Source organism: Aquimarina acroporae (genome assembly GCF_023195925.1).
Taxonomy (GTDB): Bacteria; Bacteroidota; Bacteroidia; order Flavobacteriales; family Flavobacteriaceae; genus Aquimarina; species Aquimarina acroporae.
Genome location: NZ_JALPRE010000009.1, coordinates 152,559 through 166,399, shown reverse-complemented (window position 1 = coordinate 166,399; position 13,841 = coordinate 152,559). Strand labels below are relative to the sequence as shown.

The 13,841-nt window shown below is 33.4% G+C and carries 13 protein-coding genes; 7 read left to right on the top strand and 6 right to left on the bottom strand.

Features of this window, described 5'->3' with window-relative positions; translation table 11 throughout:
• Window positions 1-71: 71 nt before the first annotated feature.
• A complete protein-coding gene (locus M0D21_RS14515) occupies window positions 72-842 on the bottom strand; it encodes a tetratricopeptide repeat protein (protein ID WP_248330762.1) in 771 nt (256 codons plus the stop codon).
• A gap of 136 nt (window positions 843-978) precedes the next feature.
• Between M0D21_RS14515 and recF the strand changes: the two genes are divergently transcribed.
• The 3 genes from recF to M0D21_RS14500 are packed head-to-tail and all read left to right on the top strand — an operon-like array spanning window position 979 to window position 2,784.
• On the top strand, window positions 979-2,076 hold the full coding sequence (gene recF / locus M0D21_RS14510) for a DNA replication/repair protein RecF (protein ID WP_248330760.1): 1,098 nt from the start codon (window positions 979-981) through the stop codon (window positions 2,074-2,076).
• Window positions 2,060-2,488: a lipocalin family protein gene (locus tag M0D21_RS14505; protein ID WP_394802472.1), complete on the top strand. Its 429-nt coding sequence runs from the start codon at window positions 2,060-2,062 to the stop codon at window positions 2,486-2,488. Before recF ends, M0D21_RS14505 begins: the two co-directional genes overlap by 17 nt.
• Entirely contained in the window at window positions 2,488-2,784 is a 297-nt protein-coding gene (locus M0D21_RS14500) for a DUF721 domain-containing protein (RefSeq protein WP_248330756.1), read from the top strand. The genes M0D21_RS14505 and M0D21_RS14500 overlap by 1 nt, the downstream gene beginning before the upstream one ends.
• Here the strand turns inward: M0D21_RS14500 and M0D21_RS14495 are convergent.
• The 4 genes from M0D21_RS14495 to M0D21_RS14480 form a co-directional block, all read right to left on the bottom strand.
• Entirely contained in the window at window positions 2,770-3,168 is a 399-nt protein-coding gene (locus M0D21_RS14495) for an acyl-CoA thioesterase (RefSeq protein ID WP_248330754.1), read from the bottom strand. The genes M0D21_RS14500 and M0D21_RS14495 overlap by 15 nt on opposite strands.
• A gap of 162 nt (window positions 3,169-3,330) precedes the next feature.
• Complete coding sequence (locus M0D21_RS14490) at window positions 3,331-4,767, bottom strand: hypothetical protein (protein WP_248330752.1); 1,437 nt, start codon at window positions 4,765-4,767, stop codon at window positions 3,331-3,333.
• A gap of 257 nt (window positions 4,768-5,024) precedes the next feature.
• Window positions 5,025-6,455, bottom strand: a complete 1,431-nt coding sequence (locus M0D21_RS14485) for a hypothetical protein (protein WP_248330750.1) — start codon at window positions 6,453-6,455, stop codon at window positions 5,025-5,027.
• Between the two features lie 226 nt (window positions 6,456-6,681).
• Entirely contained in the window at window positions 6,682-7,839 is a 1,158-nt protein-coding gene (locus tag M0D21_RS14480) for a hypothetical protein (protein ID WP_248330748.1), read from the bottom strand.
• 149 nt (window positions 7,840-7,988) lie between these two features.
• On the opposite strand from M0D21_RS14480, the gene M0D21_RS14475 reads away from it, so the two are divergent.
• The 4 genes from M0D21_RS14475 to M0D21_RS14460 all read left to right on the top strand — a co-directional run bounded on the left by M0D21_RS14475 (window position 7,989) and on the right by M0D21_RS14460 (window position 13,305).
• On the top strand, window positions 7,989-8,528 hold the full coding sequence (locus tag M0D21_RS14475) for an RNA polymerase sigma factor (RefSeq protein WP_317250361.1): 540 nt from the start codon (window positions 7,989-7,991) through the stop codon (window positions 8,526-8,528).
• A 132-nt stretch (window positions 8,529-8,660) separates the two neighbouring features.
• Window positions 8,661-9,572, top strand: a complete 912-nt coding sequence (locus M0D21_RS14470; RefSeq protein ID WP_248330746.1) for a FecR family protein — start codon at window positions 8,661-8,663, stop codon at window positions 9,570-9,572.
• A 4-nt stretch (window positions 9,573-9,576) separates the two neighbouring features.
• Window positions 9,577-12,129 (top strand): TonB-dependent receptor plug domain-containing protein, encoded by a 2,553-nt coding sequence (locus M0D21_RS14465; RefSeq protein WP_248330744.1) that lies wholly within the window; start codon window positions 9,577-9,579, stop codon window positions 12,127-12,129.
• Window positions 12,130-12,195: 66 nt separating this feature from the next.
• The gene (locus tag M0D21_RS14460; protein WP_248330742.1) at window positions 12,196-13,305 is read left to right on the top strand and encodes a C1 family peptidase; all 1,110 of its coding nucleotides are present in this window, start codon (window positions 12,196-12,198) and stop codon (window positions 13,303-13,305) included.
• Between the two features lie 50 nt (window positions 13,306-13,355).
• Here M0D21_RS14460 and M0D21_RS14455 read toward each other — a convergent pair whose 3' ends face one another.
• Window positions 13,356-13,775 (bottom strand): nucleoside-diphosphate kinase, encoded by a 420-nt coding sequence (locus M0D21_RS14455; protein WP_248330740.1) that lies wholly within the window; start codon window positions 13,773-13,775, stop codon window positions 13,356-13,358.
• Window positions 13,776-13,841 lie beyond the last annotated feature (66 nt).

Below are 13,841 nucleotides of genomic sequence, written 5' to 3'. Positions count from 1 at the left end.
AATGTTAATGTCTTGTATTTGAAATTCTAAGTTTACAAAGTTAAAACTTAAAATATCAAACCACAATCTAATTATTGCATTGCTGAAGCTTTTCCTAGGTGTACATCTACTTGGTTAGCTTCTACACTTTTTGGAAACTCTTCTTTAACTCTTTCTAAATATTGTATAGCAATTGCAGGTTTATTAAGAGAAATTGCTGTTATTCCAGCTTTTAATAAAAACTTTGGTGTAGTAAAGTTATTATCTTTTGCTTTAGCAGCTTTCTCATAATATCCCAAAGCCTCGTCTAACTGACCTAACTGAGAGAATGCATCACCAATACCACCTAGTGCAAGTGGTCCAAGCATTTCATCATCACTTTTAAACTCATCTAAATAGTTTATTGCCTCTTGGTACTTATTTGTATTCAAGTAAGCAAAACCTGCATAGTAGTTTGCAAGGTTAGCTGCTTTAGTACCTCCATAATTCTCAATAATTTCTAAGAACCCATATTTCCCTTCACCTCCGTTAAGAGCAAGATTATATATAGAATCTTTTACTGTTGAATTACCGTTTACTGCCAAGTCAAAATATTGTTGGGCTTTAAACATTTCATTTGCTGCCTCTTGTTCTTTAGGCTCCTGAATAAATTTCTGAAATCCAAGATATCCTAATATCACTATTGCTATAAGGGCTACCCCACCAAGAATATATTTTTGGTTAGCTGCCACCCATTCTTCAGTTCTAGAAGCACCTTCATCCAAAGTATTAAATACCTCTGCGGTTGTTGAGTTTTCTTCAACCTGCTCTACTTCTTCAGCTTTATTTTTTGGTTTGTATCCTCGTTTCTTGTAAGTTGCCATAAATTTTCTTTAATGAACGGCAAAAATAAAATTTTTATTCATAATTAAAAGCACAAGTATTTATTATTTTTCAATAATTTGCGCAGATTAATTGCGAATTTTATTAACGTCTCGATTACTTGATCATCAACGTTTTATGATTTTAAAATCTCTCTCCTTAATTAATTATAAGAATTTTGAATCTGTCAATTTTGAATTTGACCATAAGATAAACTGTATAGTTGGAAACAATGGAGTTGGTAAAACCAACATTTTGGATGCTATTTATCATTTATCTTTTGGAAAAAGCTATTTTAATCCGATAACAAGTCAAAATATAAAGCATGGGAAAGATTTTTTTGTAATAGATGGGCTTTATGAAAAGGAAGAAAGAGATGAAAAAGTTATCGTAAGTGCAAAAAGAGGTCAAAAAAAAGTTATAAAACGAAATGCCAAAGTATATGAAACCTTTAGTGAGCATATTGGTTTTTTACCCTTGGTAATTATCTCCCCTGCCGACAGAGACCTGATTACCGAAGGAAGTGATACACGGCGTAAATTTATAGATGGGGTAATTTCTCAAAGTGATCCAGTATATTTATCTACGTTACTTAAATATTCGAAAATTGTCTCGCAACGCAATTCTTTATTAAAATACTTTAATGCAAATGCCACTTTCGACCCTACTCAATTAGACATTTACAACCAACAAATGAATGAATTGGGAAGTGTGATCTATACAAAAAGAGCATCCTTTCTTGAAACCTTTGTTCCTATTTTTATTGATAGATATAAAGCAATAAGCTCAGGAGATGAAGAAGTGGCTCTGCAATATCAAAGTAAATTAGCCACCACCGATTTACTTACGTTATTAGAACAGCATATTGCCAAGGATAGGATGCTGCAATATACCAGTGTTGGAGTCCATAAAGATGATTTGTCATTTGAAATTAATGGATATCCTATAAAAAAATTTGGTAGTCAGGGACAGCAAAAGTCCTTTCTAATAGCTCTAAAATTAGCTCAATTTGATTTTATAAAAGAACAAAGTAAAGTGAACCCTATTCTATTGCTAGACGACATTTTTGACAAACTTGATGAACAAAGAGTTGAACATATTATTAAACTAGTAGATGATCAAAATTTTGGTCAACTTTTTATCAGTGATACGCATCCCGAAAGAACCGAAGAAGTTATCAAAAAAATCTCTCAATCTTATAAAATCATTAAACTTGAACGTGAAATCGAATCATAAAATAGCAGTTACACTCGTATTCTTTTTAACCTTTTTAGCATCATGTTCTTCTCCAGATGTAACTAGTTTCAAACCTTATATTTCTGGATATTGGGAAATAGAGCGAGTTGTATTAAGTAATGGTGCTGAAAAGAACTATAATTTCAATGAAAATATCGATTTCTTTGAAATCAAGGATTCTACAGGTATTCGTAAAAAGGTAAGACCAAAACTTGATGGAGGATTTACGATTACCAAAAATAGCGAAAGTTTCATTTTGAAAATGGAAAATGATAGTTTAAGAATGTATTATTCTACTCCTTTTGCTTCATGGAAAGAAACTGTAATTCTTGCAAAAGAAAGTCAAATCATTATCAAAAATGAGGATGGAAATATGTACTTTTATAAACCGTATCAAAAGTTAGATTTATAATGACCAAAAGACAACAAGAACATCAAAGCTTAGCCGACGTTTTAAAAGATTTTGTTACAGACAATAATCTTCAAAAAGGGCTGGATAAAGTTGCTGCCAAAGATGTTTGGGAAAGTGTTATGGGACCGGCCATTCATAAATACACTCAAAACATACGGCTGGAACGTGAGACCCTGTATGTTCAACTCTCCTCTTCGGTATTAAGAGAAGAGCTGAGTTATGGTAAACAAAAAATTATCGACAATCTAAACCATGAACTAGGTAAAGATCTTATCAAGAAGCTAGTTTTGAGATAATTCTAATCTATCCTTCACATATTCTATTTTGGTTTTCCCATGGGGTGTAGGTCTACCTTCTTCATTGAGATTAACCATAGTAATATTTTCTACTTTTATGATGGTTTTTCTGGTAAGTTTATTTCTTACTTCACATTTCAGAATTAAAGAAGATTTCCCAAATTTCACCACATCGATACCTATTTCTACAATATCTCCCTGTACCGCAGAACTCACAAAATTAATTTCAGACATATACTTGGTGACTATTCTTCTATTTTCGAGCTGTATTCCTGCATACAAAGCTGCTTCTTCATCAATCCACTCCAGTAACCTTCCGCCAAATAAAGTATTGTTTGGATTTAAGTCTCCTGGTTTTACAATTTTTCTAGTGTGATACCTCATAATTTTACCTTTTTGTTTCACACAAAATTACCCAAAACAAGGTTTCCAAAAGACTGTTTAGACACATTCTATGAAGAATTATGAAGATCAAAATTTTACATAAAAAAACTTACCAGATCCAAAATTATAGACAAGTTATTTTATCAGCTTCACAAAAGAAAATTAAGGTATTTGAATCTCTTGACAAAACTGAGGTGAGGGATCACAGCCTTCAATAACGGTTGAGATACATACTTGATATGTTGCTCCCGGTTCAAATTGAAAGGTAAATGTATTATCTCCATCTACACCACCATCGGTTTCCTGAACCTGATTATCTATTTTCCAATCGTATTGTACATCTCCAATACCAGGGAAATCTGCAATAAACTCATAAGTTGTGGTATTACCTTGCTGCTCTGCTATAAAAGCAAGTTCAGGGCATACTACTATATCTTCACAAAACTCTGTACCATTTGGACAATCTGGAGTTTCTGTTCTGATACATACCCTATGCATACCTGGTGTAAGTTGAAAGAGCAACTGATTATCTCCATTCCCTCCTCCATCTGCTTCTTCGGCAATTTGATCATCTACCACCCAATCATATACAATATCATTAATCCCCACGAAATCTGCAGTAAAGATATATTGTAAAGTACCTTGTTCTTGTTCAAACTGGAAACTTAACTCTGGACATACGGGTTCTACTGTTAGTGGTTGACATACCTTTTTGCCCTCTGGGCAGTCTGGAGAAATCACCCTTATGCAAACCTCATAGGTACCTGGTCTAAATTCTCTTCGGAAAACGTTACCATCTAGGGTAGTATTCGCATCAGTTTCGCCATTGACAATTAGTGATACATCAAAACTATCTCTAATTTCAAAATTGACGGTAATATTATATTGAAAATCTGAATCTGAAGTAATATCAAATCTTATTTCGGGACATCCTACACATGCATTTGCTACCTGATAAAAATCAAAATATGTACTAATCTGAGTAGATGTTGTAAATCCAGGCGCCACAAAAACACTAACAGGAAATTTGAAATTAGGTTGATAACTAGTTCCTTCTTCATCTATAAACCTAAGTAAGCTTTGCTCATCTTCAATTTCTACTTCGATATTATTTGAATTTATAAGAGTTACAGGATAATCAAACTTAAAACATTGTCTAAAAAGTGAATTAAAAACATCCCGAAAAGTATCTATCTGGCATTCTCTTAGAATTCCCAAAAAAGCCGACTCGTTTTGCACTGTAGTGGTGGTATTGGTACCATTGAACGTAATCTGAAAAGGAAACTGAATTCCGTTTACGTTAAAATTACCGCTCTGACCCGTGAGCACATTTACCAATCCTTGAAAATCACTAATTCGTATACTAGAGTCGTTGTTGTACCCTAATACAATTGGATATACAAATGAAAAACATAAGTTTTCTTCTGAAATCTGTGCAGCATCTGTACCAAACTCATTGAGAGCTGTAACTAATGCAATAGTTGAAGTTATCTCACCATTCTCTTCGGGAAAAAAAGAGTCGTCGCTTACGCATGAAAATGCAAGCATTAGAACTGCAACTAATGAAAATACATTGAAATATGTCTTTAAATTCCTCAAAATAAACTTGTTCTATTATAAGTATAACGTTTACAAAAATAAATACCCCACCCCTCTACCTATAATTTATGTTTGATGAATGTATAAAATTTTGATTAAAATCAAAAAAACTAAGCTCCAGATGGCTTGTCTAGTTAATAAATAAGACTGAAAATAATAAAATAAAATCCCCGGAAGTATGACATTGCTTCCGGGGAAAACCTAATTAATCTAACCTAAACTAAACCTAAGTTTTATATGCGTTTAACTATTTTGTTTTATTCGATAACCAACGTTTTACAATATGTAATTCCTTGTGGACAATCAGGCGTTTCGGCAATGATACAAATCTCATAAGTTCCTGGTCCAAATTGATAATACATATAGTCGTCTTTTTCCTCATTCCCATTAACAATTTCTCGATCTACTACGTCACCATTAATAATCCATTCGTAAGAAGTATTTTCTTTATGATCGAAATTTGCATAAAAATTATACCCTGGTGTGTCCCCTTCTTGTTCATGTTCAAATGATAAACTAGGGCAGCCTCCATCTATTTCAATCACTTTACAAAATGACGTACCATTTGGACATTCTGGTGTTTCAATCATCAAACAAACTTCATAACTTCCTGGTCCATCAAATTGGAAATAAAACGGATTATTATGCGGGAATTCTGGTGAGCTACCTGCGTATTCACCATTTACAAACCACTCTAATTTTACATCATCGATACCGTCGAAAGCTCCAGGATAGAAATAATACGCTGCATTATCACCATCTTGTTCAGCTTCAAAAGATAATTCTGGACAACCACCGTCTACTCTTATTTCTTTGCAATATGTTACGCCATCTGGACAGTTTTCTGTTACCACTTTTAAACATACCTCATAAACTCCAGGAGCAAATTCTTGCACAAGTACTCTTTCTCCTCCTTGTTGATCTGTAGGATTCTCTACATGTTCTCCATTTACAAACCAAAGAATCTCACTTACCTCATCATTTCCTTCAATTACAGCTTCAAAAACATATGTCCCATCGGTTCCTGGTTCCATTTCCTTTTCAAAAGCAACTTGAGGACAAGATAAATCTGATTCTTCAATTCTAATTTCTTTACAATAAGAAGTTCCTTCTGGACAATCTGGCGTTTCGGCTTTGATACATACCTCATATACTCCAGGCTCTTCAAAATTCCAAATAAGGTAATTTGGATCATTTGCGTTTGAATCTTCTACCAACTCTCCATCAATAAACCACTCATAGTGCACTCTTTCAATTCCTTCAAAATCTGCGATAAATTTGTAAGTAGATGGTCTTTCATAGGTTCTGCTCTCAAAGAATAAATCGGGACATGGATCATTCTCATCACGTTCTACTTCGATTTCCTTACAGACCTGAATCGGACAATCATCACTCGCTACTTTTACACAAACCGTGTGTTTTCCTGGCTCAAATCTATAGTCTAAGATTTCACCGATTATATTTTCTATATTTCCAGTAGTTACTTCTTGATCATCTATGGTCCAGGTAAATCGAACATCTTCTAATTCTTCTAACTGCGCAATAAATCTATACACTGCACTTCCTGGTTCGTTTTCTATAGTGATATCTATTTCTGGACAACCTTCAAATTCTTCATTCACTTCACAAGAAGTAAATCCTAATATCATAGCAAATGCTGTTATCAACCAAATACTAATTTTTTTCATTGTAAATAATTTTAGGGTTAATTGTTTCTAGGGGTTTTATGCTCCACATTAATGAAACGCACCTAAAAAAAAACACCCTACCCCTCCTACTAAAAAAAACTTAAAAAAACGATATAATCACTTAATTATAAAACTAATGAGGCTACATATACAATGCAGCCTCAGAAGGTAAAACAACTCTGTTTGCAACAGAGAAACAAATCGTTAAAAAGCTAAACCAATAGCGTTATAATGCCTGAAAATCTATTTCTATACATTTTTCAATAGTACCGCAGTCTTGAGATTCTGCTTTGTAACAAACCTCATATTTACCTGCCTGTGTGAGATGATTTTTTAGTATCAAAATATTACCCGTGAAAGAATTATGCGTAACTTGATTTCCATCAATAGTCCAAACTACAGTATTGCGATCTACCAAAATATTAAGCCCTTGACGACCAACATATTCATTTGATCCCACTGTGGCATAAATAATATCAAAAGCCGAGCAATCTACAGGTTGAGGCTGCGGTATAGTGACCTCAACACAATATTCTGTACCATTTGGACAATCGGCTGTTTCTGCTTTTAAACATACTTTGTAGGTACCTGGGTTATATGAACTTAAATCTAGTACATCATCCCGATCTTGACTTTGAAGATCTTCAGTCTCTACTAATTGCCCGTCGACATGCCATTCATATACTTGTAATTGATCGATTCCTGAAAAGTTCGCGAAAAGAGTCGTTCCCTCCTCTATAAAAGAAAGTTTAGGACAATCTCCTTCTCCAGTATTATTATCATCAATAACAACCACCTTACAGAACTCTACACCTTGTGGACAATCTGGAGATTCATATTTAATACATACGTTATATTCACCAGGATTATACGTTGTTAAATCAAGTTTATTATCTCTATCTTGATTTTGTATGTTTTCGGTTTCTACAAGTTGCCCATCTACGAACCACTCATATACATCTAATTGATCTACACCTTCAAAATTTGTAAAAGCTATATCGCCCTCGATACCAAATGATAATTCTGGGCATTTTTCATCTGTACTTCCTTCTTCAATAGTGATTTCCTTACAGAATTCTACACCTTGAGGACAATCTTCAGTCTCAGCCATAATACATACTGTATAAGTTCCTGGATTATAATCACTCAAATCTAACTTATTATCTCGATCTGAATTTTGTGCATCCTCGGTTTCTATGGACTGATCATCGACAAACCATTCGTAGGTTGTATCATCAATCCCCTCAAAATTCGCAAAAAGTTCCTTTCCATCCTGTGTAAAAGAAAGTTGTAGTAAGCAGTCAGTTTCTTCGTTTTCATCACAAGAAAACATTAATAATCCTAACCCTAGCATAAGCCATGTATAGACTCTAAGTTTTTTCATTTTAATTTTAAATTAAGTTCAAAGATTCATGTAAAGACTCAATTGAGTTTGTTGACGTGTTATAACGTTTATAAAACGATGCAAAAATGATATACCCTACCACCCATCTTTATTTTATTTTTTTGATAGCTTCAAAAAAACATATAGATTTGAACCCATATATCACCCCCATGTCTGACAAAAATTCTACATGTAACGAAAAAGTATTTGATGAGTTTTTTAAAAGTCACTCCAAACTTTTAAGAAATTACATCTACTATAAATTTGGTGATTTAGATCAGGCTGAAGACATTGTTCAAGATGCTTTTATAAAACTATGGAACAACTGCTCCAAAGTGACTGTAGACAAGGCGAAAAGCTATTTATACACGGTGGCTACTAACCTAGGTATTAGCATTACAAGACATCAAAAAGTAAAATTTAAATATCAGGATTACGTTACACAGCGAAATACCGATGTGAATATCGAATCCCCAGAATTTATAGCTCTTGAAAAAGAGTATATGGAAAAACTTAAAAATGCAATTGCTGCGTTACCTGAAAGACAAAGAGAGGTATTTTTATTAAGTAGAATTGACAAAAAAACATATCGTGAAATCGCAGAACTTTCTGGAGTATCGGTTAAAGCTATTGAAAAACTCATGCATAAAGCATTATTAACGTTGAGAAAAACAATTGGTAATATTTAAGTTCTGGAAACAATAATATCTTGTAAAAAAGTTATAGTAATAAGACAATCACTGTTTTAGATTTTTATTTTTTTTACAAAGATGGGTAGGGTATTTTAAAATTAAAGCGTTTACATAATATAGATCGCAGTTATGTTAGGAGATAAAAAAGATGACATATTCTTATCAAGATGGATTAACGGAGAGCTTTCTGAGCAAGAACTCGAAGAATTTCGTACGCATCCTGAATATGATCATTATGTAAAGATAATGACCGGTGCAGATGCTCTTGATTTGAGAGACTACGATATAGAAAAGGAGTTACAATCCTTGAAGTCTAAAAAAAGTAGTCAAGCGCCTAAGAAAATAGGAAAAACCATTAAGTTATGGCCTGTTATTGGCATAGCCGCGTCTATTGCTATTATAATTGGGGTATTTTTATACAATCCAAATTCATCATTCGTTACCGAATACGGAGAAACATTAAGTGTACAACTCCCTGATGGGTCTGAAATGATTTTAAATGCAAAATCTAAAGCGAGCTTTAATCAAGAAAATTGGAAAAATACAAGGTTAGTTTCTTTGGAAGGAGAGGCATTTTTTAAAGTAAAAAAAGGAAGTAAATTTACAGTAGAAACAACTAACGGCGAAGTTTCTGTACTAGGAACTCAATTTAATGTGCAATCGCAAAATTCTTTTTTTGAGGTAAATTGCTATGAAGGGAAAGTTAGCGTTGTGAATAGAGCTAATACCGCCATTCTTACCGCTGGGAAAGCGTATAGAAATATAGGATCTTCAGCAGAAAAATGGACCTTTACAGGTGAGCAACCGACATGGTTAACATATACAAGTTCATTTAAAAGTATTCCTATAGAATACGTGTTTAAAGAACTAGAAAAACAATATAACATACAAATCAAAACATCCAATACTGATCTAAAAACAATATACACGGGTACTTTTCCGAATAATGATTTGGAAGTGGCTCTTAGAACAGTTTTTAGTACCTTAGGCATGGACTATAATCTATCTAAAGACAGAAAGACTGTAGTGCTAGAAAAATAATAGGATGATAAGATTTTTGTGCGTTTGTATTTTTTTATGCAATGTATTTGTCTTTTCTCAAGAAAAGGCAAAAATTATTGTTTTAGAAGATATACCTCTTGCCAACGCTATTTCTATTATCGAACAGCAATATGCTGTAAAATTCTCTTATATAGATAAGCTAATACGCTCAAAAACGATATCTACAGAGGTAAACTCTGAAATCCCGATCAAAGATTTTCTTGCAGAACTACAAAAAAAAGTTCACCTCAAATTCGAAATTACAGGAGATAATTTTGTTACAATAAGTAGTTTCAATAAGAAAGATAAAGTACCCGTTTGCGCATATGTTTACAACGAAGAATCTAAACCTTTGGATGATATAAGGATATTCTTTAAAGCTTATAGAGAAAATATCTCTTCTGATGCCAAAGGATATTTTGAGCATAAAGGAATTCCCTACAACTCGGTAGTACTTATTAGTGCTCCGGGATTTAGGCAAACTGTAGTAGAAGCCAAATCTTTTGCCAATGACGAATGTTTAGAAATATATCTCATTGAGGAAAAAGAAGAAGAACTTGATGAAGTGCTGATACGAGAATATATCGCCAAAGGAATAACACAAAACAAAAAAATAATCAACATTAATCTTGATGAAGTCGAAGTACTCCCAGGTCGTACCGAGCCCGATATATTGCAAAGTGTACAATTAACCCCAGGTGTAAACAACCCCAATGAAACAGCATCGGGTTTATTTGTTAGAGGTAGTACACCGCATCAAAATCTTATTCTTTGGAATGGAATAAAAACCTATCATCAAGGTCATTTCTTCGGGATGCTATCGGCGTTCAATCCTTATGTTGCGAAAGAAGTAAATTTTTCAAAAAGTGGGGTTAGTGCCAAATATGGGGACAGAATTGCAGGGGTAATTGATATCAAATCTGAAGATCAGGTTACAAACAATTTCTCTGGAGGTGCCGGTTTTAATATGATTAATGGAGATGCAATACTCAAAATCCCCATTATAAAAGATAAAGTATCTTTTCAAGTTTCTGGAAGAAGATCGTATACCGATGTTTTTGAAACTTTTACATACAAACAGCTATCAGATCGTGTATTTCAAAACACAAAAATCGCTGAGACAGTTGAACTCAACGATGAAAAAAATGATTTTTTCTATGCAGATTATAATGCTAACCTAATTATACAACCTTCGGACAGTCAAAAAATAGAAATAAATAGTATCTATAGTAAAAATGACCTTGATTTTAGACGAAGTAATAGCTCAGAATCGTTGAATGATGATTTAATTACTGAAAACGAAGGGTATAATGTAAAATGGAAAAGTTCATATGGAGATAAGCTCTATCTTGATATTAATGGATATTATGCCAAATACCTACTTAACTACCAGTTTATTACCAGAAACCTAGGAAGTATTATAGAAATAGAAAGTAAAAAAAACAGTGTTCAGGATTTTGGTGCTCAATTACATATCGACTACAAATTTACTGAATACCAAAGTCTATCTGGTGGTTATCAATACTCTAATAACAATACAAGGTTTGCTTTTGTTACGACTACCCCGAGTTATGAGCTAATATTGGATGAAGATGATCGTTTTTTGAATACGCATTCGTTCTATTCTGAATATAAATTTGAAAACCCTAAAAACATTTACATTTCTGCGGGCCTTCGTTTTAACCATTACAGCGAACTTAACCGTTCATTTATAGAGCCCAGAGTATTTCTCCAAAAATACATTTCAAAAAACTGGAGTATCAATACCAGTGCCGAATACCGAAGTCAGGCGACAAGCCAAATTCAAGAATCTGTAGTAAGTAACTTATCTTTAGAAAATCAGGTTTGGTCTTTATCCGATGAAGATGAATTCCCAATTGTATCGAGTTATCAATTTACATTAGGAAGCAGTTTTAGAAAAAAAAGATGGTATATCGACATTGATGGTTATTATAAACAAATAAACGATATCACCTCGCTAACCTCTGGGTTTATCAACCCTATAGATAACAGCTATCACAATGGAGAAAGTAGAGTGTTTGGTGCAGATGTTTTCATAAAAAAAACATTCGAAAACTATAAATCCTGGATCAGCTACTCTTATATAAATACACGAAATAGGTTTGATGAAGTAAATAATGAAGAGTTCTTTCCTGGAAACTGGAATATTGAACATACCATAAAGTGGTCACATTTCTATACTATAAACAACTTCCAGTTCTCATTAGGCTGGTTGTGGCATACAGGAAAAGCATTTACCAATATCGAGGGGGTTGATGACTCTGGGGATATTGTAGTTTTAGATTTTGGAGAAATTAACAGTAATAATCTACCTGTCTACCATAGACTTGATTTTTCTGCCATTTATGATTTTCAATTCAAAAAAAATTCCAAAATCAAATACCGCCTAGGTGCTTCTGTTCTTAATATTTACGATAGAAAAAACCTACTCAATAGAGAATTTAGAACTACCAACTCCTTAAATAATCAATTTATAAGTGCTGACATATTTTCTCTGGGTATTACCCCTAACCTTAGCTTCAGAATATTCTGGTAATTAACACGTTTATATTTTATTATTAAACAATATCTTGTACCTTATCGGCGCACAAATTATAGTACAATGAAACGATTTTTATTTTGCCTTAGCTTAGTACAGGCAACTTTTCTGGGCTGGGCCCAGGAAATACATCCAGATTATACCATTACAGAAAAAATTACTTACGAATGCACTCCTGTTATAAGTCAAGGTAAAACAGGAACTTGCTGGAGTTTTTCTACAACCTCTTTTATTGAATCTGAAATTGCTAGGTTAGGAAAAGGAACCCACAACCTCTCTGAGTTATATCAGGTTAGAAACACCTACTCAGACAAGGCTAGAAATTACATTCTACGACAAGGTAAGGCTCAATTTAGTGAAGGTGCATTATCGCATGATGTTATAAACTCTATTCAAAAACATGGTATTATTCCTAATGAGGTCTATACTGGTTTTACGAACAGTCAAAGTACCACACATGATCATAGTGAACTTATTAAGTTACTCAAAAACATGGTCGATAATGCCGTTAAACACAAAATACTTTCTGAAAACTGGTGGAAAAGCTATGAAGCCATGTTAGATATTTATATTGGAGAAAGGCCTACCAATTTTACGTACAACAATAAAACATATACACCCAAAGAATTTGCTAAAGAGCTAGGTGTAGATGCCAACAACTATGTAACCCTTACTTCTTTTACGCATCACCCAATGTATAGCAATTTTATATTAGAAATACCAGACAACTTTTCTAATGGCTCCTATTATAACATTTCTCTCGATGAACTACAAAATGTCGTTGATCACGCATTAGAAAAAGGATTTACCATAGCATGGGATGGAGATGTGAGCGAAGTTGGGTTTTCTCAAAAAAACGGACTCGCTATTTTAACAAATAAAAAAGATAGAAAAAGTGCTTTTAAAGAGTATGCGCAGGAAGATGCTGTCACTTCAGAAACCAGACAACGAGAATTTGAAAATTATAATACAACCGATGATCATTTAATGCATATCGTAGGAAAAGGGGTTGATCAAAAAGGAAAATCGTATTATAAGATAAAAAACTCCTGGGGCACCAAAGGAGTTCAAAAAGGGTATCTTTATATGTCTGAAGCTTATTTCAGAATGAAAACCGTTGGTATTTTATTGCATAAAGATGCGATTCCTGGAAAAATTAAGGAAAAAGTATAAAAAAAAGCTGTCAATAATGACAGCTTTTTTTAATTCTATGTTTTGTTAGCTTAGAATTGGTCTCTTCCTGAGAAATGGAAAGCGCCTTCAATAGCAGCGTTTTCATCACTATCACTACCGTGAACAGCATTTTCGCTAATAGAAGTAGCATACTTATTTCTAATAGTTCCTTCTGCTGCTTCTTCTGGATTTGTAGCACCAATTAACGTTCTAAAATCTTCTACTGCATTTTCTTTTTCTAATATTGCAGCTACAATAGGACCACTGGTCATATACTCTACTAATTCCCCATAAAAAGGACGTTCTTTATGCACAGCATAAAACTCTTTAGCGTCGTTTGTAGTAAGTTGAGTTAACTTCATAGCTACAATTCTAAAACCTGAAGCCGTAATTTGCTCAAGTATTGCTCCAATATATCCTTTTCTAACCGCATCCGGTTTTAGCATCGTAAAAGTTCTGTTTGTTGCCATCGTATTTTTTTTTGTTGTTTACTTCTTTTTAACGAAGTATGATTTTAATTTATAATCCCAGAAATG